This window comes from Frigidibacter sp. MR17.24, from assembly GCF_037095655.1.
Classification (GTDB): Bacteria; Pseudomonadota; Alphaproteobacteria; order Rhodobacterales; family Rhodobacteraceae; genus Frigidibacter.
Genome location: NZ_JBAWKE010000001.1, coordinates 543,310 through 567,533, shown reverse-complemented (window position 1 = coordinate 567,533; position 24,224 = coordinate 543,310). Strand labels below are relative to the sequence as shown.

The following is a 24,224-nucleotide window of genomic DNA, read 5'->3' as shown; positions in this document are numbered from 1 at the left end:
CCGCGGGCGCGATCCTAGGCGCCGGGTCCGGCGGCCGGAAGGGCTAGCGCAGCACCTCGGCCGCGAGGATCGGGCCGGGGCCGGCCTCCTGCAGGATAACCACCGCCGGGTCGGAGCCGGTCATCGGCAGCTCGAGCGCCAGCGGCTCCTTGCCCGACCAGTCGCCCACCGGCTGCCAGTCGGTGACGATGTTGGAATAGCGGATCACCTTGCCCGCATTCTCGCCCGACTCGATCGGCACCGTCTCTTGCGGGCGATAGCGCACCAGCTGCACCTGCACCGCGCGGTCGAGCGGCGGGCGCGCCTCGGCGGTGATGTGGATCAGCCCGTCCTCGCGCGTCAGCGTCAGCCGGATGTGGCTGGTCTGGGCGCCGTGGCGCTCGACAAGGTCGGTCAGCTGCATCGGGCGCAGGCCCACCAGCTGGTCCTGCCCCTCGATGATCATCTGCGGGGTGTAGATCGCGTGTTCACCCGCGGCGCGGGCATAGGCCTTCTGGCGCTTGGTGTGGCCGGACGAGGCGAACTTGTCCTTCCAGCCGATGTAGTCCCAGTAGTCGACATGCAGCGCCAGCGCGATGACGTCGTCGCGCTGGGCGATCTGCGCCAGCAGCGCGTCGGCGGGCGGGCAGGAGGAACAGCCCTGCGAGGTGTAAAGCTCGATCACCACCGGGTGACGCTCGACGATCGGGGCGGCCTCGGCGCGCCCGGCCGCGGCGGTGGGCGGCATGAGGCTGAGAAGCGTGCGCCCCGGACCGGCCGGCGGTACCGGCAGCGGCGTGCCGCCATAGACGCCCTCGGCCCGCAGCCGGCTGCCAAGGTCGTCGCCCGTGCCGGACGGGTCGGGGCTGGCCCTGAACTGGGTGTCCGACTGGGCCTGATCTTGGGACTGTGTCTGTGTCTGGGTCTGGGCCTGCGCGGGCAGCGTGCCGCAGAGCACGGCGATCACGAGCGAGGCGCCCGACAGCTGCCGCATCCGGCGGACGATCCGCGGACGCAGGGCGCGATCCGTCAGGTTGGACGTCCTGCCTCGGGCACGGATCGCACGGCGCATGTCTGGTCTTCCGGTTCCCACAGTCCAGACCTTGCTACCGGCAGGCTCCGGGCAAGGCCAATCAAGGTTTTGCGAGGGTCCGCGCCCCCTGTCCAGCCCCCGCGCCCCTGCCCCGCGGCTTTCCCGCCCGCCGCGGCAGGCGTGCCACGCCCCGCAGCCGCGCGCCACCGCCGCCCCGCGTGCTGCGCCGCCGGCGCGATCACCGCGCGCGGGTTTCGTGTTCCGCGTTCCGTGCCCCGGTTTTCGTGTCCCGGCACCCGCGGTCCGGGCTTGGCCGTGCACGCGGGCCGGCGCCCCTGCGCCGCAGTGCGGCGGGCGCAGGGGCGCCCCACTCCCCCGCTTGCACCGGGCCACCGACACGGCGCCTGTCAACAAGGGACCGTTCGGCGGCGGCAACCGGCTGCGGCCATCGGCGGTGGCGCGTCCATCGGCACAATTCAGCATACAACGGCATACAAAATCCCGCCGAACCTCTTGATTGCCGCGCGGCGATGCGGCATGTCTCGTGCAGCCTCACCCCCGTTCTTTCGTGAAGGGAGCCGCCATGACCGTCGTCACCGGACAAGATACTGCCAAGACCCGCCGCACGCTTTCGGCGGGCGGCAAGACCGTCGCCTATTACTCGATCCCCGCCGCCGAGGCCGCGGGCCTGGGCAGCTTCGCCAAGCTCCCGGCCTCGCTGAAGGTCGTGCTGGAGAACATGCTGCGCTTCGAAGACGGTGGCTTCACCGTGTCCGTCGACGACATCAAGGCCTTCGCCGAATGGGCCGAGAAGGGCGGGAAGAACCCGCGCGAGATCGCCTATCGCCCGGCCCGCGTGCTGATGCAGGACTTCACCGGCGTTCCGGCCGTGGTCGACCTGGCCGCGATGCGCGACGGCATCAAGGCGCTGGGTGGCGACGCCCAGAAGATCAACCCGCTGAACCCCGTCGACCTCGTGATCGACCACTCGGTCATGATCGACGAGTTCGGCAACCCGCGCGCCTTCCAGAAGAACGTCGATCTGGAGTACGAGCGCAACATCGAGCGCTACCAGTTCCTGAAATGGGGCCAGGGCGCGTTCAACAACTTCCGCGTCGTGCCGCCCGGCACCGGCATCTGCCACCAGGTGAACCTGGAATACCTCGCGCAGACCGTCTGGACCGACACCGACCAGAACGGTGAAGAGGTCGCCTATCCGGACACGCTCGTCGGCACCGACAGCCACACCACCATGGTCAACGGCCTCGCGGTGCTGGGCTGGGGCGTCGGCGGGATCGAGGCCGAGGCCGCGATGCTGGGCCAGCCGATCTCGATGCTGATCCCGGAAGTCGTCGGCTTCAAGCTGACCGGCAAGATGGTCGAGGGCACCACCGCCACCGACCTCGTGCTGAAGGTCGTGCAGATGCTGCGCAAGCACGGCGTGGTCAACAAGTTCGTCGAATTCTACGGCGAAGGCCTTGATCACCTGCCGCTCGCCGACCGCGCGACGATCGCCAACATGGCCCCCGAATACGGCGCGACCTGCGGCTTCTTCCCGATCGACGGCGAAACCCTGCGCTATCTGGAAAACACCGGCCGCGACAAGGACCGCATCGCGCTGGTCGAAGCCTATGCCAAGGAAAACGGCATGTGGCGCGACGCGGATTACGCGCCGGTCTACACCTCGACCCTGCATCTCGACATGGGCGAGATCGTCCCGGCGATCTCGGGTCCGAAGCGTCCGCAGGACTATGTCGCGCTGACCAACTCGGCCCAGGGCTTCTACAAGGTCGTGGCCGACTACCGCGGCGTCGATGCGGGCGAAGGCGCGCAGGCGATGACCGGTGAGGGTGGCGGCGTGGTCGCGACCCCGGTCGACGCGCGCAAGACCGCCCCGGTCGAGGGCAAGGACTACACGATCCGTGACGGCTCGGTCGTGATCGCGGCGATCACGTCGTGCACCAACACCTCGAACCCCTACGTGATGATCGGTGCCGGTCTCGTGGCCCGCAAGGCCCGCGCGCTCGGCCTGACCCGCAAGCCCTGGGTGAAGACCTCGCTCGCGCCCGGGTCGCAGGTCGTGGCCGAATACCTCGAGGCCGCCAACCTGCAGGAAGACCTCGACGCCGTGGGCTTCAACCTCGTGGGCTTCGGCTGCACCACCTGCATCGGCAACTCGGGCCCGCTGGGTGATCCGGCGATCTCGAAGGCGATCAACGACAACGACCTCGTCGCCACCGCCGTGCTGTCGGGCAACCGCAACTTCGAAGGCCGCATCTCGCCCGACGTGCGCGCCAACTACCTGGCCTCGCCGCCGCTCGTGGTGGCCTATGCCATCGCCGGCGACATGAACATCGACCTGACCAAGGACCCGATCGGCCAGACCCCGGAAGGCAAGGACGTCTACCTCAAGGACATCTGGCCGACCTCGAAGGAAGTCGCGGACCTGGTCGAGAAGACCGTGACCCGCGAGGCGTTCCAGTCGAAATACGCCGACGTCTTCAAGGGCGACGAGAAGTGGCAGGCGGTCGAGACCACCGACAGCGAGACCTACGACTGGCCGGCCTCGTCGACCTACATCCAGAACCCGCCGTACTTCCGGGGCATGTCCAAGGAGAAGGGCAAGATCACCAACGTCGTCGGCGCGAAGATCCTCGCGATCCTCGGCGACATGATCACCACCGACCACATCAGCCCCGCGGGCTCGTTCAAGCCGACCACCCCGGCCGGCAAGTACCTGACCGAGCGCCAGGTGCAGCCGAAGGATTTCAACTCCTACGGTTCGCGCCGCGGCAACCACGAGATCATGATGCGCGGCACGTTCGCCAACATCCGCATCAAGAACGAGATGCTGGACGGCGTGGAAGGCGGCTACACCAAGGGCCCCGACGGTCAGCAGACCTCGATCTTCGACGCCTCGATGGCCTACCAGGCCGAGGGCAAGCCGCTCGTGGTCTTCGGCGGCATCGAATACGGCGCCGGCTCGTCGCGTGACTGGGCGGCCAAGGGCACCAACCTTCTGGGCGTCAAGGCCGTGATCGCGGAAAGCTTCGAGCGGATCCACCGCTCGAACCTGATCGGCATGGGCGTGATCCCGTTCGAGTTCACCGGCGGCATGTCCCGCAAGGACCTGAACCTGAAGGGCGACGAGGAAGTGACGATCGAAGGGCTCGAGGGCGACATCAAGCCGCTCTCGACCGTGCCCTGCACGATCAAATACGCCGACGGCACCGAGAAGAAGATCGAGATCAAGAGCCGCATCGATACCGCGGTCGAGATCGAATACCTCGAGAACGGCGGCGTGCTGCACTACGTGCTGCGCAACCTCGCCAAGGCCTGATCGCCCGCGCGGCAAGGCCTGCCGGCAGAAAACAGGGCCCGGGGAGCGATCCCCGGGCCCTTTTCGCATCGTCTTGTCCCGGAGCGGCCCCGGAGCCGGGCCAGAGGTGCGCCGGATGTGGGTCAAGCCAGGGCCGCGCCTGCCCCTGCCGGGACCCACGCGATCGGCCGGGCGGCGACGCGATGGGCCGGAGGCCGGGAGGGCGGGTGCCGGCCGCCGCCCCGGGGCGTCCTACAGTCCGAAGCCTGCCAGGATCCGCTCCGCCTCGTCGCGGCAGGGGGTCAGCGCGGCGCGGTCCTCGCCGGGATGGAAGCGGGCGCGGATCGCGGTCGGCATCGGCGCGGGCGTCGCGGTCAGGACCCGCGGGCCGATCTTCTCGCATTCCTGCGCCCAGGCCCGCCACAGCGCCTGCTGCCCGGCCTTGGTCGCGCCGTAGCCGCCCGAGAAGCGGCTGCCGACCACCGGGTCCTCGAAGCCGATCGCGGTGCCGCCGCCGACAGGACCGGCCACAGCGCCACCCGCGCGCAGCACCGGCTCGAGCACCGAGATCAGGTGCTGCGTCGCGGTGATGTTGACGGCGACGCCCTTGGCGAGGTCCTTGCCGTCGACATGGCCCGCCGGGGTCAGCGGCGCGGCATGCACCGCGGCATGCACCCACAGCCCCAGCCCGCCCCAGCGCGCCGCGATCGAGGCCGCGAGATGGGTCATCGCCTCGGCCTCGGTCACGTCCATCGGCGCGAGCGTCGCCGCGCCGCCGGCGGCGCGGATCCGGTCGTCGAGCTCCTCGAGCGCGCCGGTGGTGCGCGCCACGGCCACCACGTGCCAGCCGCGCGCGCCAAGCGCCTCGGCCATCGCGGCGCCAAGCCCGCGCGAGGCGCCGGTGACAAGGGCGAGGCGGGCGGGCGCGGGGTCTGCGGTCGGGTCGCTGGCGGGCATGGATCGGGCCTTTCGGTATCGGGTGCGGGGCTGCGCGGCGGAGATCCCGGGGAGAGTGCGACTGCGCCGCGCGGCCGGCCGCGGGTCCCGGCGCCCTCCCCGGAGCGCCCCCTCCGGCCCCCTCTGGCGCTGCATGGCATGTCCCGCCCCGCGCGCGCAAGCGCCGCGGCCGCCCTGCCCGCGGCCGCCTCTCGCCACCGCCCCCCGCCACCGGGCCTCCGCCATGGCCCTCCGCCACCGCCCGCCGCTGCCGCGCCACCTCCCCGCCCGCGGGCCCCGCGGCGGCCCGGCTGCGCGCGCCCCGGATCACAGCCCGAAGATCGCGGCCGATCCCCAGCGCCGACCTGCCATGCCCGGGGGCGACCCCGGCCCTCTCGCGCAAGCCTGCGACCGGCCTCGCCCCACAGGGCCGGTGGCGCGCCCGGTGGTCAAAGGCAGCCCCTGCGCCAGGCATCGCAGCCGTCCCCGGCGCCTGCGCGCCCCCAGCGCACCGTGCCACACCACGGCCCGGGCCGACAAAACGCGCCCGGTCGCGCGGGACGAGGGGCGCGATGAAGCGCGGCGCGGCATGGACGCTCGTGTCGGGCTGCCCCGTCCTGTGCCTGCGGGCGGGCGTCGCGTCACCGGCCGGATCCCGCTCCGGCGCCGGGTGCGGCGCGGGCGCGCCGGGCGGGCCGGCGCGGCCGGGTCGGGGCCGCGTCGCCGCCCCTGTCCGAAGGTCGCAGGCGGCTACGCGGCGTCGCCCGGCGCCACGGATTGACAGCGGCGCGCCGATCGGGCTTTTGGGCGGTCAGGCGGCCCGTCACCGGGCCCGGCCCCACCCGGTCCCCTGAGGAGAGACATCATGACCCTGACCCAAGCCCTCGTCCCGTCGCAAGGCCGGCTGGCCCGCGCGGCGCTGGTTCTCGGCGCCTCGGCACTGATCGCGGTCGCCGCGCAGGTGACCGTGCCGATGGTCCCGGTGCCGATGACGCTGCAGACGCTGGCGATCCTGACCGTCGGCTTCGCGCTCGGCGCCCGCCTCGGCACCGCCGCGCTGGTCACCTATCTGGCCGAGGGCGCGATGGGCCTGCCGGTCTTCGCCCATGGCGGCTCGACCGCCGCGCTGATCGGCCCGGCCGCGGGCTTCCTGCTCGGCTTCGTCGCCATGGCGGCCGTGGCGGGCTTCGCCGCCGACCGCGGCGTGCGCGGCTTCGTCGGCACCGCGCTGGTGGCGCTCGCCGCCTCGGCACTGATCTACGTGCCGGGCCTGGCCTGGCCGGCGCTGGTGATGGGTAAGTCGGTGCCCGACCTGATGTCGGGCTGGATGATGCCGTTCCTGGGCGGCGACGCGGTCAAGGCGCTCCTCGCCGCGCTGATCGTCTCGGGCGCCTGGGGTGCGCTGGCGGCCCGCCGCGGCTGAGCCCGCCCGATATCGCGACCACCCGAGCGCCGTCCCCCGGGGGGCGGCGTTTCCTTTTGCGCTCCGTGGGGCGCGAGAGATCCGAGCGCGGGGCGACTGCGCTCCCCCCGGCCCTTGCCCCGGAACGCGAAAGGCCGCCCCGGGGGACGGCCTTGCGGTTCAGGCTGCGGCGCCGCTCACCCGGCTGGGGTCACCCGGTCCGGGTCACCCGGCTGCGCTCACTCGGCCGCGGTCTTCATCTGGAAGCCCTTTTCCAGCATGTCGGCCGGCGCCACCGGGTATTCCCCCGAGAAGCAGGCATCGCAGAACTGCGGGTTGGCGCGGTTGCGCCCCTCGGCCTCGCCCGCCGCGCGGTAGAGCCCGTCAAGCGAGATGAACTTGAGGCTGTCGACGCCGATCCAGTCGCGCATCTCCTCCTCGCTCATCTTCGCGGCCAGAAGCTTGTCGCGGTCGGGCGTGTCGACGCCGTAGAAGCAGGGCCAGGCGGTGGGGGGCGAGGCGATGCGGAAATGCACCTCGGCCGCGCCGGCGTCGAGGATCATGTCCTTGATCTTGCGCGAGGTGGTGCCGCGCACCACCGAGTCGTCGACGAGGATCACCCGCTTGCCGCGAATGAGCGCGCGGTTGACGTTCAGCTTCAGCCGCACGCCCATGTTGCGGATCTGCTCGGTCGGCTCGATGAAGGTGCGGCCCATGTACTGGTTGCGGATGATCCCCATCGCATAGGGGATGCCCGATTCCTGGCTGAAGCCGATCGCGGCCGGCGTGCCCGAATCCGGCACCGGGCAGACGAGGTCGGCCTCGACCGGCGCCTCGCGCGCCAGCTCCACGCCGATCTGGCGCCGGGTCTCGTAGACCGAGCGGCCGCCGAGGATCGAGTCGGGGCGCGAGAAATACACCTGCTCGAAGATGCAGAACCGCCCGCGCGAGGGCGGACCGAAGGGGCGCGAGCTTTCGATGCGGCCATGCTCGATCACGACCATCTCGCCCGGCTCGATCTCGCGGATGAACTCGGCGCCGACGATGTCGAGCGCGCAGGTCTCGGACGACAGCGCATAGGCACCCGAGCCTTCCGGCCCGATCCGGCCCAGCACCAGCGGCCGCACGCCCAGCGCGTCGCGCACGCCGATCAGCTTGGTGCGGGTCATCGCGATGACCGAGAAAGCGCCCTCGACCCGGCGCAGCGCGTCCTTCATCCGCTCGGGCACCGTGCGCTGGATCGAGCGCGCCATCAGGTGGATGATGCATTCGCTGTCCGACGAGGACTGGAAGATCGATCCGCGCTCGATCAGCTCGCGGCGCAGGGCGGCGGCGTTGGTCAGGTTGCCGTTGTGCGCGATCGCGGCGCCCCCGGCCGAGAATTCGCCGAAGAAGGGCTGCACGTCGCGGATCTGGGTGTTGCCCTTCGAGCCGGCGGTCGAATAGCGCACATGGCCGATGGCGAGCGCACCGGGGAGCGTGTCCATCACGCTGCGCGAGGTGAAGTTGTCGCGCACGTAGCCGAAGCGGCGGGCCGAGTTGAAACCGTGCTCGGGCGCATAGGTCACGATGCCGCCGGCCTCCTGGCCGCGGTGTTGCAGCGCGTGCATGCCGAGGGCGACGAAGTTCGCGGCGTCGGCGGTGCCGATCACGCCGAAGACCCCGCATTCCTCCTTCAATTTGTCGTCGTCAAAGGGGTTGCTCAGGAAGGGACGCATGGCAGTCCTCCGAATCCGGGGCCGTCAGTGGGGAGTTCAGGCGCTATTTAGGCGCTTGTCGCGTCACTGTCACGATCCAACCGCGTCATTTTCCGCCGACAGTCCCGCCTGCGACGCACGGCCGCTGTGCAGCACGCGCAAGGCGGTTCTCGCGCGGGTCGTCAGGCAGGCGGTCGGGCGGGCCTTCGGGCGGGCCGCCGCAAGCCCCTGCGCCGGCGGGCCGCAGGCGAGCAAAAGGCGGGCCGCAGGCGGGCCACAGGCGGGCCACGGGCGGGAGGGGCACGCGCCAGGCACGCCTCGCACGCGCGCCCGACACCCGGGCGCAGGCCGGGCACGCGCCGGCGGGATCTTGCGGGATCTTGCGGGCGCAGCATTTTGCCGCTGTGCCTTTGCCAACGGATGTCCTAGCTGTGTTCGCGTGATTTTTAACGCTTGCCGGAGTGCAGGATGACGCTGACCAGACGCAACCTGATGCTGCAGACCGCCCTCGTGGCGCTGGCGGGGGCGGCCCTGCCCCGCGCCGCGCTGGCGCAGGACACCGCGCCGCAGCCGTTCCGCTTCGAGGATCTGACCGCGCGGGCCGAGGCGATGGCCAAGGCCGAGTACAAGGCGCCCTACCGTCCGATGCCCGAGGTGACGGCGACGATCGACTACCAGACCTGGGGCGCGATCAAGTTCCGCACCGAGCGGGCGCCGTTCTCCGACGGCTCGGGCGCCTACCCGGTGACCTTCTTCCACCTCGGCCAGTACTTCCAGAACTCGGTGCGCATGTTCCTCGTCAGCGACGGCCAGGCGCGCGAGGTCGCCTATGACGCGGCGCTCTTCGACATGCCCGCGGATTCGGTCGCCCGCCAGCTGCCGCCCGACGCGGGCTTCGCCGGCTTCCGCCTGCAGGAGGCGGTCTATTCCCCCGACTGGCCGACGCAGGACTGGGTGGCCTTCCTCGGCGCGTCCTATTTCCGCGCGATCGGCGCCTCGGGCCAGTACGGCCTGTCGGCGCGCGGCGTGGTGGTCGATGCGGCCATGCCCGACCGCAACGAGGAATTCCCCGCCTTCACCGAGTTCTACATCGAGGAGACCGGCGACAGCGAGGCGCCGGTGACGGTCTGCGCGCTGCTGGACGGCCCCTCGATCACCGGCGCGTTCCGGTTCCGCCTGCAGCGCGGGATGGAGCGCACCAAGGGCGTGAACATGGAGATCGAGAGCGCGATGTTCCTGCGCCGCGATGTCGGCCGGCTGGGGCTGATGCCGCTGACCTCGATGTTCTGGTACGGCGAATACGGCCGCGAGCGCCCCTTCGACTGGCGCCCCGAGGTGCATGACAGCGACGGCCTCGCGCTCTGGACCGGCGGCGGCGAGCGGATCTGGCGCCCGCTCGTCAACCCGACCGCGACCCAGGTCGCGGCCTTCGCCGACGAGAACCCGAAGGGCTTCGGCCTGCTGCAGCGCGACCGCAATTTCGACCACTACCGCGACGGCGTGTTCTACGACCGCCGCCCCTGCCTCTGGGTCGAACCGATCAAACCGCTCGGCCGCGGCGCGGTGCAGCTGCTCGAGATCCCGACCAACGACGAGATCCACGACAACATCGGCGCCTTCTGGGTGCCCGAGGCGCCGGCGGTGGCGGGCAGCCGGTTCGACCTGCACTACCGGCTGTTCTGGCAGGATGCCGAGCCCTATCCGGCCACCAACATCGCCCAGGCCACGGCGACCCGGGTCGGCCGCGGCGGCCAGCCCGGCCTGCCGCGCCCGCCGGGGGTCTACAAGATCGCGGTGGAATTCGACCGCCCCGAGGTGATGCAGCGCATCCCCTACGGCGTCTACCCGACGATCGAGGTCACGACCTCGAACGGCACCATCGGCGAGAAGCTGATCGAGCCGGTCCCGAACGGCAACACCTGGCGCGCGGTCTTCGACCTCAACATCGCGGGCGACGCGCTGGCGGAACTCAGGATGTACCTCGCGCTCGACGGCGGCCCGCTGACGGAAACCTGGCTCTACCAGTTCCGCCAGGGCAACCTGATCCCCGCCCCCGGCCAGTGACGGCCGCGGCCCTCGACTTTGCCGAAATATCCCGGGGGGCGGCCGCAGGCCGCGGGGGCAGAGCCCCCTCCGCCCCCCGGCCAGCACCTCCCCGGGCCGCTGACCGACGCGTCCCCGGGACCTAGCCGCCGCGCTCGGTCTTCTTCTCCCAGCGCCCGCCTTCCTCGCTCCAGTACTGCGCCGCGGCGCCCGCGCCGGTCAGGTCGCGCCACTGATCCCGCGCCCGGGCGAGCGCCTCGGGATCGTTGCCGTCGAACAGGATCCAGACCCGCTCGTGCCCGGCGATCTCCGCGGCCGCGACCTCGGCGCCGCCCACGGCCATCAGCGCCTGCGCCGGGCCCGCGTCGCGCGGCCCCTCGCAGATCAGCACCGGCTGGGCCGCGTCCTGCGGCCCGCCCGCGCGGCCATGCGGCAGGAAGCCCGTGCCCTCGGCGCCGCCGTCGCGGGTCCAGAGCCGCTCGTCCAGCCGCGCCGCCAGCGCCGCCCCGTCCGCGGGGCAGCGCAGCACCACCCGCCAGCCCATCTCCAGCGCGCGCGACAGGATCGTGGCCACCGTGTCCTCGAGCGAGGAGCGGGTGAGGTGGTAGAACAGCGCGGGCATCAGCCCCGCTCGTAGCCGTCGGCGATCAGCCGGTTCAACGCCAGCACCCCCCAGCCCGTCGCGCCCTTGGGCGCCAGCACGGTCTCGCCGGTGGGCATCGCCACGCCGGCGATGTCGAGGTGGATCCAGGGCATGCCCTCGGCGATGAAGCGCTGCAGGAACTGCGCCGCGGTGATCGAGCCCGCGGGCCGGCCGCCGGTGTTCTTCATGTCGGCCAGCCGCGACTTGATCTTGGCGTCATAGGCCGCGCCCAGCGGCATCCGCCAGGCGCCCTCGCCCTCGGCCGCCGCCGCCTGCAGGAACCGGCCCGCGAAGGCGTCGTCGTTCGAGAAGACGCCCGCGTTCTCGTGCCCGAGCGCCACGATGATCGCGCCGGTCAGCGTCGCGAGGTCGACGATCCCGGTGGGCTTGAAGCGTTCCTGCGCGTACCAGAGCACATCCGCAAGCACGAGCCGCCCCTCGGCATCGGTGTTGATCACCTCGATCGTGTCGCCCTTCATCGAGCGCACGATGTCGCCCGGGCGCTGCGCGCGCCCGTCGGGCATGTTCTCGACCAGACCGACGAGACCCACGACATTGGCGCGGGCCTTGCGCAGCGCGAGCGTGCGCATCACGCCCGCGACGACGCCGGCGCCGCCCATGTCCATCGTCATCTCCTCCATCCCGCCGGCGGGCTTGATCGAGATGCCGCCGGTGTCGAAGACGACGCCCTTGCCCACCAGCGCCAGCGGCGCCTCGCCCTCGGGCCCGCCCTTCCACTGCATGACCACGACCTTGGACGGGCTCTCGGACCCCATGCCCACGCCCAGAAGCGCGCGCATGCCCAGCCGTTCAAGCTCCTCCTCCTCGAGGATCTCGACCTCGAGCCCCAGCTCGCCCATCGCGGCGAGGCGGGCGGCGAAGTCGTAGGTGGTCAGGACGTTGGCGGGCTCGTTGGTCAGGTCGCGGGTGAAGAACACGCCCTCGGCCAGCGCCGCGAGCGGGCGCGCGGCCTCGGCCACGGCCTCGGGCTTGGCGACCAGCATCTCGACGGCGCCGGCCGGGGTCTTCTCGCCCGACTTGTAGATGTCGAAATCATAGGCCCTGAGCGCGATCCCGAACGAGATCTCGGCCGCGCGCGGATGCGCGCCCGCCAGCACCGTGACGCCCGCGGCGCCCAGCCCGCGGCCGATCGCGGCGCCAGCCTTGCGCGCCTCGGCGGTGCCGGCCTTGCGGTCGAGGCGGATCACCTGCACGGCCTCGGCCGCGATGCCCGCGGGCCAGCCCAGCTCGGCCGCGTCGCCGGCCTTGAGCCGGGCGAAGGCGGGCGAGGCCGCGAAGCGCGAGATCGCGCCCTTCACCAGCCGGTCGAGCTTGCGCGCGAGCGGGTCGAGCGCACCGCCCTCGGCCACCAGCACCGCGAGGCGCCCCGTCACGGCGGCGAGGTCGGCGGTTTCGGGGGCGCGGAAGGAAATGGCGGGCGGTACGGTCATGGGACACCTCGATGTCGTGGTGGGTCTCGGATCACGGGGCCCGCCCGGCACGGCCGGCATCGCGGGCGATGGCGGCGGCATCGGCGGACCGGCGCCGGCGACCCTAGCCCCCCGGGCCCGGCAAGGCCAGATAGCAGTTTTCCCGGCCGGCCGTTTGGGATAGCTATGCAAAAAAACACCAAGGGGCAGAAAGAAGGGCGGGCCGTGGCAAGATTCGACAGATACATGCTGTCGCAGCTCATGGCGCTGTTCGGCTTCTTCGGCCTGATCCTGGTGTCGATCTACTGGATCAACCAGGCCGTCGCGCTGTTCGAGCAGCTGATCTCGGACGGGCAGTCGGCGATGGTCTTCGTGCGCTTCTCGCTGATGACGCTGCCCAACGTGATCCGCCTCGTGCTGCCGATCGCGGCCTTCGTGGCGGCGGTCTACGTCACCAACCGGCTGTCGTCGGAAAGCGAGCTTGCGGTGATGCAGGCCACCGGGTTCTCGCCCTGGCGGATGGCGCGGCCGGCGCTGTATTTCGGGCTGGTCGTGGCGGCGCTGCTTCTGGTGCTGAGCCATTTCCTGGTGCCCGCCGCGCGCAACCAGCTGGCCAACCAGCGCTTCGAAGTGTCCAACAACACCAGCGCGCGGATGCTGGTCGAGGGCAGCTTCCAGCACCCCACCAAGGGCCTGACCATCTACATCCGCGAGATCGCGGCCACGGGCGAAATGCTCGACGTCTACATCTCGGACGGGCGCGCGCCGGGGCAGCGGACGTCGTATTTCGCCAAGCGGGCGCTGCTGGCGCGCGACGACGACGGGCCGAAGATGATCATGTTCGACGGAATCTCGCAGGCGCTGACGCTGGACAACCAGCGGCTGGCGGTGACGCATTTCACCGATTTCACCTATGACATCTCGGGCATCTTCCAGACCGGCGAGCGCGGCTCGATCGACATCCGCGAGCTGACGACGCCGCGGCTGCTGGCCGAGACCGAGGCCGACCTGATGCTGACGGATTCCGACCCCCACGCCTTCCGGGTCGAGGTGCAAAGCCGCATCGCCCAGCCGCTGACGGCGGCGATGCTGGCGGTGCTGGGGGTGGCGGCGCTGCTGACGGGCACCTTCAGCCGCTTCGGCAACGCGCGGGTGATCGCGCTGGCGGTGGCGCTGGCGATCGTCGTGCAGCTGATGGCCAACATCGGCAACCAGATGGCCGAGCGCGACGGCGGCCCGGTGGCGGCGGTCTACCTGCCGGTGCTGGTGGGGGCGCTGATCGACGCGGGGCTGCTGTGGTGGGCCGGACGGTCGCGCCGCGTGCCGCGCCAGCTGCGCCGCGAGGTGGCGGCATGAGGCTGTGGTTCTACATCGCGCGGCGGTTCCTCAAGACCTTCCTCGGCGTGTTCGCCGTGTTCCTGACCATCCTGTTCCTCGTCGACATGATCGAGAAGGTGCGCGACTTCGGCGTCGACATCGGCCTTGCCGGGGCGGCGCATCTGGCGGCGCTGGACGCGCCGGCGGGGATCTACCGGATCCTGCCGCTGGTGATGATCCTCGCCTCGATCGCGCTCTGCCTCGCGCTCGCGCGGTCGTCGGAACTGGTGGTGATCCGCGCGACGGGCCGCTCGGCGCTGGCGACGCTGGTGCCGCCGGTGCTGACGGCGCTGGCGCTCGGGGTGGTCGCGGTGGCGCTTGGCAACCCGATCGTGGCCGCGACCCAGCGCCAGTCGGACCTGCTGTCGTCGCGGCTCTCGGGCTCGGACCGCTCGGCGCTGTCGATCAGCGCCGAGGGGCTGTGGCTGCGCCAGGGCGGCCCCGAGGGCCAGTCGGTGATCCATGGCCAGCGCTCGAACGGCGACGGCACCGAACTCGAGGGCGCGACCTTCCTGTCGTTCCGGCCCGATGTCGGCCCGGTCAAGCGCGTCGACGCCACCCGCGCGGTGCTGCGCGACGGCGCCTGGCAGCTGGAGGGCGTCAAGGAATGGGACCTGACCAGCGACAATCCCGAGCGCGACGCGAAGATCCTGCCAACGCTCGAGATCCCCTCGCCCCTGACCGCGGCCGGGATCCGCGACAGCTTCGGCACCCCGTCCGAGATCCCGATCTGGCAGCTGCCCGGCTTCATCGAGGGCCTGTCCGAGGCCGGCTTCGCCACCCGCCGCCACGCGGTGTGGTTCCAGATGGAACTGGCGCTGCCGCTGCTGCTGGCGGGGATGGTGCTGATGGGCGCGGGCTTCACCATGCGGCACGCGCGCTTCGGTGGCACGGGAATGCTCGTGCTGCTGGCGGTCGCCTCTGGCTTCGCGATCTTCTTCCTGCGTAACTTCGCGCAGGTGCTGGGCGAGAACGGGCAGATCCCCGTCGCGCTCGCCGCCTGGAGCCCGCCGGCCGCGGCGATCATGCTCTCGCTCGGACTGCTGCTTCACCTGGAGGACGGCTGATGCGCCGCTTCGCCCTTTCCGCGCTCGCCGCGCTGACCCTCGGCACCGCCGTCTTCGCCTGGGCCCAGAGCGGCACCGCGCAGGAAACGACCGACGCCCCCGCCTCGCTGGTGGCCGACAGCGTCTTCATCGATGCCGACGGCAAGCTGACCGCCGCCGGCTCGGTCGAGGCGTTCCAGGCCGGCCGGCGCATGACCGCCGACCAGGTGGTCTACGACCCCGAGACCGAGCGCATCGCGATCACCGGCCCGATCACCCTGATCGAGGAGGACGGCAGCCAGATCATCCTCGCCGACCAGGGCGACCTGTCCAAGGACATGCAGCAGGGCATCCTGAAGGGCGCCCGGCTGGTGATGGACCGCCAGCTGCAGATCGCCGCCGCCGAGCTCGAGCGCATCGACACCCGCTATACCCGCGCGACCCGCGTGCGCGCCTCGTCCTGCGAGGTCTGCGCCGCGAACCCGACGCCGCTGTGGGAGATCCGGGCGACCCGCGTCACCCACGACACCGAAGAGAAGCAGATCTATTTCGAGAACGCGACCTTCCGCGTCGTCGGCATCCCGGTGTTCTATTCGCCGGTGCTGCGGATGCCCGACCCCTCGGTCACCCGCGCGCGCGGCTTCCTCGCGCCCTCGATCCGCTCGACCTCGACGCTGGGGACCGGGGTGAAGGCGCCGTATTTCATCCCGATCGGCGACGACAAGGACGTGACGCTGACGCCCTACCTGTCCTCGGGCACGCGCACGCTGGAATACCGCTACCGCCAGGCGCTGCGGAACGGCTATCTCGAGTTCAACGGCGCCTACACCCAGGACGACCTCGAGAACGGCCTGCGCGGCTACATGTTCGGCGGCGGCTGGTTCGGCCTGCCCGACGGCTACGGGCTGAGCTTCGGTGTCCAGACCGCCTCGGACGAGGCCTACCTGAACGATTACGGCTACGACGACGACATCGACCGGCTGACGAGCAGCGTCAACATCGGCCGGGTGCGCCGCAACGAGCTGATCAGCGGCAGCATCACCCATTACGAATCCCTGCGCGACGACGAGATCTATTCGCAGATCCCCTCGCTCACGACCAACACCACCTATCAGCGCCGCTTCACCCCGGCGCTGCTGGGCGGCGAGGGCGGGCTGCGCTTCAGCACCCGGACCCTGCGCCGCAGCTCGACCGAGGACATCGTCGGGCGCGACACCGCCTCGGCCGTGATCGAGGGCGACTGGCGGCGCAACTGGGTGATGTCGAACGGGATGGTGTTCTCGAGCCTCGGCACCCTGAACGGCGACATCTACAACATCGATCAGGACAGCACCTACGACGACACGATCGCGCGGCTCTACGGCACGGCCGGGGTCGAGCTGCGCTGGCCCTTCATCCGCACCGCCACCACCCCGGGCGGCGCCGCCTGGGTGATCGAGCCGATCGCGCAGCTCGCCTGGAGCCCGGACACCGAGACCGAGGTCCCGAACGAGGACAGCACGCTCGTCGAATTCGACGAGGGCAACCTGTTCTCGCTCGACCGCTTCCCCGGCGACGACCTGCACGAGCGCGGCCTGCGCTCGAACGTCGGGATGAGCTTCACCCGCCTCGACGAGGCCGGCACCTCCTTCAACCTGACCTTCGGGCGGGTGTTCCGCGAGAAGGACCTCGGCCAGTTCAATTCCTCGACCGGGCTCGACGGGGCGACCTCGGACTGGATGATCTTCACGCAATGGGCCGCGGACTGGGGCTTCTCGGTCACCAACCGCGCCGTGGTCTCGGACGCGATGGACTTCTCGCGCGAGGAGCTGCGGGTGCTGTGGGATTCGAAGCGGCTCGATCTCGGCACCGCCTACACCTGGCTTGACGAGGACGAGGCCGAGAACCGCTATGGCCCCACCTCCGAGGCGCGGCTCGACGCGGCCTGGGACATCTCGAACCGCTGGCGCACCACGCTCGAGACCCGCTACGACTTCGAGGAGAACGAACCCTCGCGCACCGAGATCGGCCTGCAGTACTTCAGCGAATGCGTGACCGTCGATGTTTCGCTCTCGCGCCGCTATCTCAGCTCGGATACTGTGCGCCCGACCACCGCCTTCAATCTGGGGGTCGAGCTTGCGGGCTTCGGCGCCAAGAACCGGGGCGGCCGCGGCTCGCGCCAGTGCGGGTGAAGGCGTGCGGCAGATGACGTGCGGATGAGACGCCGGGGGCAAGGCGCGGGTCCGGCGCTGCGGGCACGGCGACCGCGCCGACCCGGGCAAGGACCGGCCGCCCCGGCGGCAGGACAACGAACGACGGCCCGGCCGAAACCGGGCGACGACAGGACAGAGCAGGACCGACCGATGCGTGACACCTTCTCCCTCCCGGCCCTCGCGGTGGCCGCGCTCCTGGCGCTGTCGGCGCCGGGCCCGGCCGCGGCCCAGGGCACATTCGAACCGCTCGTCTACGTGAACGGCTCGGCCGTCACCACGTTCGAGCTGCAGCAGCGCCAGCGCTTCCTCACGCTGCTGAACGCGCCGCCCGAGATGATCGCCGACGTCCGCCAGAACCTGATCGACGAGCGGCTGCACGAACAGGCCGCCGCGCAGGGCAACGTCACCGTGAACCCGCAGGAGCTGGACGCGGCGCTGGAGCAGTTCGCCGGCCGCGCGAACCTCTCGGCCGAGCAGTTCACGGCCGAGCTTGGCCGCGCCGGCGTCGCGCCCGAGACCTTCCGCGAATTCCTGCGCGCCCAGCTTCTGTGGCGCGACACCGTGCGCGCCCGCTTCGGCGGCCGGGTCAACATCTCGAAGACCGATGTCGACGAGGCGATCACGCGTCTCGACAAGCCGATCGACGTGCCGCCCGGCACGCGGGTGCTGCTGTCCGAGCTGATCGTGCGCAAGGGCGAGGATGACGCCCGCGCCAAGCTCCTGATCGACCGGGTCGCCGCGCTGACCCGCTCGCCCGCCGATTTCACCGCCAACGCGCGGCAGTATTCCACCTCGAACAGCCGCACCGACGGCGGCGAGCTGGAATGGATGCCGATCGAGAACCTGCCGCCCGAGGTCCGCGGCACGGTCTCCGCGCTCAAGCCCGGCGAGATCTCGGCCCCGATCCATGCCGGGCCGGGCACCTACGCCATGTTCATGCTGCGCGACAAGCGCGAGGAACGCGGCATCCTGCCCGGCAACATCGAGGCGCTGACCTATGCCGAGTACCTGATCCCGGGCGGACGCACCGCCCCGGCCCTGGCCGAGGCCGAGCGGGTGCGCGCCCGCGTCACCAGCTGCGACGATCTCTACGCGGTCAACCGCGGCCAGCCGGCCGAGCGGCTGCAGATCGAGACCCGGGCCTCGAACACGCTGCCCGCCGATGTCGCGGGGGCGCTCGCCACGCTCGACGCGGGCGAAGCCTCGACCGCGCTCACCCGCGGCAACGCGCTGGTGTTCCTGATGCTGTGCTCGCGCGGCAAGCTGATGGACGGCACCACCGTGCCGCGGACCGCCCTGCGCGGCCGCCTGGAAAGCGAACAGCTCGCCCAGCTTGCCGAAAGCTGGATGGCCGAGCTGCGCGCCACCGCCGTGATCCGCGAACCGTGATGGCCGCGCCCCTCCGGCCGGTGGCGCTGACCTGCGGCGATCCCGCCGGCGTCGGCCCCGAGATCGCGCTCCGCGCGCGCGAGATCCTCGGCGCCCGGCTGCCGTTCTTCTGGATCGGCGACCCGCGGCACCTGCCCCGCGGCGCCCGCACCGAAGAGATCGCCCGCCCGTCCGAGGCCGAGGCGGTCCCCAGCCACGCGCTGCCGGTGCTGCGCCACGACTTCCCCGCGCCCGCGACGCCGGGCGAGCCCGCGCTCGCCAACGCCCCCGCCGTGGTCGAGGTCATCGCCCGCGCCGTGCGCCTGGTCGAGACCGGCGAGGCCTCGGCCGTCTGCACCGCGCCGATCTCGAAGAAGGTGCTCAAGGACGGCGCCGGCTTCGCCCACCCGGGCCACACCGAATATCTCGCGCATCTCGCCGGCGTCGACCGCGTGGTGATGATGCTGGCCTGCGAGGGGCTGCGCGTGGTGCCGACCACGATCCACATCCCGCTGGCCGAGGTGCCGGCGGCGCTCACGCCCGAGCTTCTGTCGGACACGATCCGCATCACCCATGCCAGCCTGATCCGCGACTTCGGCCTCGAGGGGCCGCGTATCGCCGTCGCGGGGCTGAACCCGCATGCGGGCGAGGGCGGCGCGATCGGCCGCGACGAGATCGACCGCATCACCCCGGTGCTCGAGGCGCTGCGCGCCGAGGGCTACGCGGTCGCGGGCCCGCTGCCAGGCGACACGATGTTCCACGCCGCCGCCCGCGCCCGCTACGACGCGGCGGTCTGCATGTACCACGACCAGGCGCTGATCCCGATCAAGACCATCGACTTCGCCGGCGGCGTCAACGTCACGCTGGGCCTGCCCTTCATCCGCACCTCGCCCGACCACGGCACCGCCTTCGACATCGCGGGCCAGGGCCGCGCCGACCCCTCGAGCCTGGTCGCCGCCCTGCGCATGGCCGTCGACATGGCCGCCGCCCGCGCCGGCCGCCCCGCCTGAACCGCTTCCGCTTTCGCCTTTGCCCAAATATCCTCGGGGGTCCGGGGGCAGACAGCCCCCGGCCTCGCCGCCCGCAGACCAAGGACCGGCACATGCCCGCGATCGACACGCTTCCCCCTCTGCGCGAGGTGATCGCGACCCATGGCCTGCAGGCGAAGAAGCAGCTCGGCCAGAACTTCCTGCTCGACCTCAACCTCACCGCCCGCATCGCCCGTGCCGCGGGCGACCTCGTCGGCCACGACGTGCTCGAGGTCGGCCCCGGCCCCGGCGGCCTGACCCGCGGCCTTCTGGCCGAGGGCGCGCGCCGCGTCGTCGCGGTGGAAAAGGACGCCCGCTGCCTGCCGGCGCTGGCCGAGATCGCCGCCGCCTACCCGGGCCGGCTCGAGGTGGTTTCGGGCGACGCGCTCGAGATCGACGAGGGCGCGCTGCTTACCGGCCCGTGGAAGGTCGTGGCCAACCTGCCCTACAACGTCGGCACCGAGCTGCTGGTGCGCTGGCTCACGCCGCCCGCCTGGCCGCCGGCCTGGTCCTCGCTCACGCTGATGTTCCAGAAGGAGGTGGCCGAGCGGATCGTGGCGCGGCCCGGCTCCAAGGCCTATGGCCGGCTCGCGATCCTCGCGCAGTGGCGGGCGGATGCGAAGATCGCGCTGACCCTGCCGCCCGAGGCCTTCACCCCGCCGCCCAAGATCCATTCCGCCGTCGTGCACCTGACCGCCCTGCCCGAGCCGCGCTTCCCGGCCGATGCCCGGATCCTGAGCCGCGTCGTCGCCGCCGGGTTCAACCAGCGCCGCAAGATGCTGCGCGCGAGCCTTCGCGGCGTCGCCCCCGAGATCGAGGCGAAGCTCGAGGCGGCGGGCATCGCCCCCACAGCCCGCGCCGAGGAGATCGGCCTCGAGGCCTGGTGCCGCCTCGCCCGCGCCCTCGCCTGACCCCGCCCCGCGCGGCGCACCGCCGCCTGTCCCGGCCGACCGCCCGCGGCGCGCCCCATGCCCGTCCGCGCCACGGCCGACGACGCACCGGCGCGGCCCCAGACCGCCGGCGCTCCACCGGCCCGCCCCAAATCGCCGCGCGCCCCCGCGTCGACGCCATGGCCGCAACCGGCACTGCCCCTCACGCGCAGCCCCCTCCAGCCGACGCCGCGCCGCCCTCCGGGCCGCCTCTGCCGCGGCGGCTGGCTGACAGCCGCCAGGGGCGATCCCAGCATTGCCCCTGATGCCGCTCCCGACCGCGCGCAGGCCCGGTGCTCCTGCCCCATGACCCGGTGCGCCCAGACCATCCCCGACGCGGTCCCAACTCGGCCCCGGCGCGACCCCAGCCCCCGGCCGCGGCCGGGACGCCATCATCCGGCTCCGCACCCCGGAACCGTCGTGGTCCCAAGGGCCCTGAACTCCGCGTGCACCCGTGGCCAAGCCGGGCTGCGCCGCGCCGCGCGAAGGAGGGTGAAGAGGCCGAACAGCCGTTCATGACGGCGATGCGGGTCTGGATTTCGGCAGTCTGGCGGTCAGGGTCTCGTGACAGTGTCCGATCACCGAAGAGCTTGCGCCGGGTCAGTCGGGCTTGCGGGCGCGGCCCTTTCGGCGGACCGGGCGCGAGCGCATGACGGCCATCGGTCGGACGGACTGCCCGAACGGCTCTGCGCCGCGTTCAGGGGGCGCCGCGTGGCAGAGGCGCGCATCGCGGGCACCGTCGGCAGGGACCGTCCCTATGCCCTCGGCGGCTGGGACCTGCGGCAGCAGCCCCGATGAATGGGTGTCGCCTTGCCTGCTCGGGGTGCCTTCGAGGAACTTGGACGTCGCCAAGGGCCGTGTCCATCGCCAGATCAACCCTCCGCCCGTCACGTCTGCGCGTCATCCCATGCTTGCGCGCCAGCCATCCGTCGTCGCCGCGGAAGCGGATGCCGGTGCTGTCGATCAGATGGTCCGGAGGAACCCCCGAGCGGCGATGCACAGGGATCCGGGCCGGGCGGCGGCACAGCGTCGAATGACTCGGCACGGGCCAGTCGCGCCCGGCCATCCCGATCAGGTGCGAGACCGGACCCCCTCGCCATCTAGCGGAGCGGCAGGCCGACCGGACCCTCCAGCGTCAGGCAGGCTTGAATGGTGCTGCCCGACAAGCTCTCGGGATGGAAACGCTTGCCACCTTGATCCGCCTGCCGGGACATGTCCGGGGCAAACCAGACCGACACCGACCCTGGCCGCGTCAGGCAGGCCGCGCGCCGAAGAATGTCCACGTCTCGGCGATGGCTGCACCCGACGACGCCGGGCAGGCGCTTTGCAAAGGCGACCCTGAGGGGCAGACGCGCGCGATCCTTCACACGATCGAAGGCATTCCGGGCCGCGCCGGAACAAACAGGGGGAATGTTCTGCACACCAGCCGCCCGACCGAGGCAGGCAGGGCCCATGCCGAAGCCTTTGCGGAGGCCCCACCGGCGATCAGCCGGGTCCACGTCCTCCCTTTCGCCGCTCCGGAGATGCCGATCGGGACCGAGGCGGCCGCGAGCACCGCGGGCGCGGTAGGCGCGGCGCTGCTGGCGGTTCTGCTTCGGGGCGCGGTTCCGGTCGGCACCCGCTTTCTCGTTGACGAAGCCGTGCAGCGGATTGCGCCGCCGGCCTTGGGTGCCCTGCGTCTCGGCCTGTCGCGGCTTGTCCCGGCGCCGATCCTGAAGGGCCCGACCCTGACGCTGGCCGGCGAGCGACCTGCGCCTGTCTTCCCTTCCACCGGCCTCGGGGTGATCGGCGACACCCTGCCGGTGACCCTTGGCCGGGTCGTGACATCGGCCAGCGTCACCTCGCTCGTGATCGCCACGGAGCCGATCAGGATCCTGATCCAGCGGTCGCTACAACGGCGCGAGCGGCCCTCCACGGCGCGGTCGGCGTCGCGATCCTGGCGCTTCCTGCCCCGGGGCGACACGCCTGCCGCGCAAGGTCCGCCCGGATCCCGGGCGCAGCAGCCTATGATGTCGAGGTGGTCCCGCCGGTGAAGCACCATGAAGCCCTCGCGGTGAGCGCGACGACAGTCGCCTTCGGCGGCCTGCCAGGTCTTCCGCTGGCTTTGCCTTCCCTGCCGCAGCCCCTCAAACGCGCCCCTTCCGACACGGCCGTGGGCCTGATCCCGGTTGTTGGCAGCACCGAGCCGGCCCGCATTGCGGCGGTCACGCCCTGTCGCCTCTTCCCGGGCCCGTATCCGGCAATGTCTCTACGCCATCCCCAGTGTCGGCATGGGTGCAGGGCACTTGCTCCTGCACGACGGTCTCGCATCCCGGATATGGTGTGCCATGGCCATGATCGTCTGTGGCTTGGCGGACGTCGGAGGGTTTGATCGCCAGCCGGTTCATCACCGCCGACCAACAGATCGGGTGTCGCCACCGTGCCTCTCGGCCGCGTGCGCCATCGATTGATGACGAGGGATGACATCGGGTTCTCGGCGGTCAGAGGGCCTAACGCAAAAGCCCCCGGTGCCTCGCTGGCTCCGGGGGCTTCCACAATTTACCCGAGAGGCTGGCGGCGCTGCGGCCGCTCCCCTTGTCCGTATCCGGCCCGCGCCGGTCAGTCGTCGCTGCCGCCGACGTTCTCGGGGGCGGTCTCGGCCTTGGCCTTGCGCGGGCGGCGCGGCTTGGCGGCGGCCTCGGCCTCGCCGCCCTCGGCCGCCGGCGCCTTCGGCGCGCGCGGCTTCGGTGCGCGGCTGCGGCGCGGCTTGCCATCGGCCGCCTCGTCGTCGGCAGCGGGGGCGGCGGCGGGCTGGCGAGCCTCGGGCTGAACCGCTTCGGCCTGCGGGGCCGGGGCGGCGCTCAGCGCCGGGCCTTCGGGCGCGGCCGCCGGGGCGGCAGCGGCGCGGGCCTCGGGCGTTTCGACCAGGCCGCTCTCCTCGCCGCCAAGCTCGATCGCCGGCTGCAGGCCACCGCCGGACTCGCGCCCGCCCTCGCGGCGGTCGCGGTTCCCACGCTCGCCGCGCCGATCGGACTGGCGGTCGTGCTGGCGCTCGTGCTGCCGATCCTGCTGGCGGTCCCCGCCCTGGTCGTTCTGCCGATCGTTCTGGCGGTCATGCTGCCGATCGTGCTGCCGATCGTTCTGGCGATCGCCCCCACGGTCCTGCTGCTGATTGCCGTTCTGATGGTTGCCGTTCTGCTGCCCGTGCGGCGCGCCGGCCTGCTGGCCACCGTGCTGCTGGCCACCGTGCTGCTGCCGGGTCTCCTGCTCGCGCGCAAGCTCGCGCTGCGCCTCGCCCAGCATGCGGGTGTAGTGCTCGGCATGCTGCAGGAAGTTCTGCTCGGCGACGCGATCGTTCGACAGCTGCGCGTCACGCGCCAGCATGAGGTACTTGTCGATGATCTGCTGCGGCGTTCCGCGCACCTTGCCCTCGGGACCCGAGCTGTCGAAAACCCGGTTGACGATGTTGCCTAGGGAACGCTGGCGGTTCGACTTCGAACGCGAACGGGACTTGGATGATCTCATGTGCTTTCGCTTGTTGCGGCCCTGCAGGGCGTCATCTTGGCGCCTTCGGTGTGGCACTGCCGGCCAATGGTTCGTCCGAACCCCGGTCCCCGGCTGCGGGGGATCCCGTCTGCGGTCCGTTGATGCGGCGTCCGGCCTTCACCATAAAGCTTCCCCGAGCGGCGCAATCCTGTCGCTGGCGAGGTCTGGTTGCTTTCGGGCGAAGCGCGCGGGAGGTCCTCTCCATCCCGTCACATCGACGGTCTATGCATGGGCACGGGGGGCAGGGCAAGAAGATTCTGCCCGGTGTGCAGGGTTT

Annotated in this window: 16 protein-coding genes and 1 pseudogene; 10 read left to right on the top strand and 7 right to left on the bottom strand. The window is 71.6% G+C overall.

The window, feature by feature from the left end; all coding sequences use genetic code 11:
• Positions 1-43: 43 nt before the first annotated feature.
• Positions 44-1,051: a DUF1223 domain-containing protein gene (locus tag V8J39_RS02655; RefSeq protein ID WP_336459317.1), complete on the bottom strand. Its 1,008-nt coding sequence runs from the start codon at positions 1,049-1,051 to the stop codon at positions 44-46.
• Between the two features lie 544 nt (positions 1,052-1,595).
• On the opposite strand from V8J39_RS02655, the gene acnA reads away from it, so the two are divergent.
• On the top strand, positions 1,596-4,352 hold the full coding sequence (acnA, locus tag V8J39_RS02650; protein WP_336459316.1) for an aconitate hydratase AcnA: 2,757 nt from the start codon (positions 1,596-1,598) through the stop codon (positions 4,350-4,352).
• Positions 4,353-4,583: 231 nt separating this feature from the next.
• On the opposite strand, the gene V8J39_RS02645 is transcribed toward acnA, so the two are convergent.
• The gene (locus V8J39_RS02645; protein ID WP_336459315.1) at positions 4,584-5,288 is read right to left on the bottom strand and encodes an SDR family NAD(P)-dependent oxidoreductase; all 705 of its coding nucleotides are present in this window, start codon (positions 5,286-5,288) and stop codon (positions 4,584-4,586) included.
• Positions 5,289-6,132: 844 nt separating this feature from the next.
• Between V8J39_RS02645 and V8J39_RS02640 the strand changes: the two genes are divergently transcribed.
• Positions 6,133-6,690, top strand: coding sequence for a biotin transporter BioY (locus V8J39_RS02640; protein WP_336459314.1), 558 nt, complete (start codon positions 6,133-6,135; stop codon positions 6,688-6,690).
• Positions 6,691-6,908: 218 nt separating this feature from the next.
• Here the strand turns inward: V8J39_RS02640 and purF are convergent, their stop codons facing one another.
• Positions 6,909-8,387, bottom strand: coding sequence for an amidophosphoribosyltransferase (gene purF, locus V8J39_RS02635; RefSeq protein WP_336459313.1), 1,479 nt, complete (start codon positions 8,385-8,387; stop codon positions 6,909-6,911).
• A gap of 447 nt (positions 8,388-8,834) precedes the next feature.
• Between purF and V8J39_RS02630 the strand changes: the two genes are divergently transcribed.
• Entirely contained in the window at positions 8,835-10,430 is a 1,596-nt protein-coding gene (locus V8J39_RS02630; protein WP_336459312.1) for a glucan biosynthesis protein, read from the top strand.
• 121 nt (positions 10,431-10,551) lie between these two features.
• Here the strand turns inward: V8J39_RS02630 and V8J39_RS02625 are convergent, their stop codons facing one another.
• Positions 10,552-11,031 (bottom strand): DNA polymerase III subunit chi, encoded by a 480-nt coding sequence (locus V8J39_RS02625; RefSeq protein ID WP_336459311.1) that lies wholly within the window; start codon positions 11,029-11,031, stop codon positions 10,552-10,554.
• Positions 11,031-12,503: a leucyl aminopeptidase gene (locus V8J39_RS02620; protein ID WP_336459310.1), complete on the bottom strand. Its 1,473-nt coding sequence runs from the start codon at positions 12,501-12,503 to the stop codon at positions 11,031-11,033. The genes V8J39_RS02625 and V8J39_RS02620 overlap by 1 nt, the downstream gene beginning before the upstream one ends.
• A gap of 204 nt (positions 12,504-12,707) precedes the next feature.
• Between V8J39_RS02620 and lptF the strand changes: the two genes are divergently transcribed.
• The 6 genes from lptF (at position 12,708) to rsmA (ending at position 20,404) form a co-directional block, all read left to right on the top strand.
• The gene (gene lptF / locus V8J39_RS02615; protein ID WP_336459309.1) at positions 12,708-13,838 is read left to right on the top strand and encodes an LPS export ABC transporter permease LptF; all 1,131 of its coding nucleotides are present in this window, start codon (positions 12,708-12,710) and stop codon (positions 13,836-13,838) included.
• A complete protein-coding gene (lptG, locus tag V8J39_RS02610; RefSeq protein ID WP_336459308.1) occupies positions 13,835-14,926 on the top strand; it encodes an LPS export ABC transporter permease LptG in 1,092 nt (363 codons plus the stop codon). The genes lptF and lptG overlap by 4 nt, the downstream gene beginning before the upstream one ends.
• Positions 14,926-17,076 (top strand): LPS-assembly protein LptD, encoded by a 2,151-nt coding sequence (locus tag V8J39_RS02605; RefSeq protein WP_336459307.1) that lies wholly within the window; start codon positions 14,926-14,928, stop codon positions 17,074-17,076. Before lptG ends, V8J39_RS02605 begins: the two co-directional genes overlap by 1 nt.
• 171 nt (positions 17,077-17,247) lie before the next feature.
• A complete protein-coding gene (locus tag V8J39_RS02600) occupies positions 17,248-18,486 on the top strand; it encodes a peptidylprolyl isomerase (RefSeq protein ID WP_336459306.1) in 1,239 nt (412 codons plus the stop codon).
• Positions 18,486-19,475 (top strand): 4-hydroxythreonine-4-phosphate dehydrogenase PdxA, encoded by a 990-nt coding sequence (gene pdxA, locus V8J39_RS02595; RefSeq protein WP_336459305.1) that lies wholly within the window; start codon positions 18,486-18,488, stop codon positions 19,473-19,475. The genes V8J39_RS02600 and pdxA overlap by 1 nt, the downstream gene beginning before the upstream one ends.
• A gap of 92 nt (positions 19,476-19,567) precedes the next feature.
• Positions 19,568-20,404 carry a 16S rRNA (adenine(1518)-N(6)/adenine(1519)-N(6))-dimethyltransferase RsmA gene (rsmA, locus tag V8J39_RS02590; RefSeq protein ID WP_336459304.1) on the top strand — a complete coding sequence of 279 codons (837 nt, stop codon included), beginning with the start codon at positions 19,568-19,570 and terminating at the stop codon, positions 20,402-20,404.
• A gap of 517 nt (positions 20,405-20,921) precedes the next feature.
• Here the strand turns inward: rsmA and V8J39_RS02585 are convergent.
• Positions 20,922-21,705: pseudogene (locus V8J39_RS02585) on the bottom strand (transposase); the annotation flags it as partial.
• Between V8J39_RS02585 and V8J39_RS02580 the strand changes: the two are divergent.
• Positions 21,598-22,455 (top strand): hypothetical protein, encoded by an 858-nt coding sequence (locus V8J39_RS02580; RefSeq protein WP_336460221.1) that lies wholly within the window; start codon positions 21,598-21,600, stop codon positions 22,453-22,455. The pseudogene V8J39_RS02585 and the gene V8J39_RS02580 overlap by 108 nt on opposite strands.
• A gap of 565 nt (positions 22,456-23,020) precedes the next feature.
• On the opposite strand, the gene V8J39_RS02575 is transcribed toward V8J39_RS02580, so the two are convergent.
• The gene (locus V8J39_RS02575; RefSeq protein ID WP_336459303.1) at positions 23,021-23,926 is read right to left on the bottom strand and encodes a DUF4167 domain-containing protein; all 906 of its coding nucleotides are present in this window, start codon (positions 23,924-23,926) and stop codon (positions 23,021-23,023) included.
• Positions 23,927-24,224 lie beyond the last annotated feature (298 nt).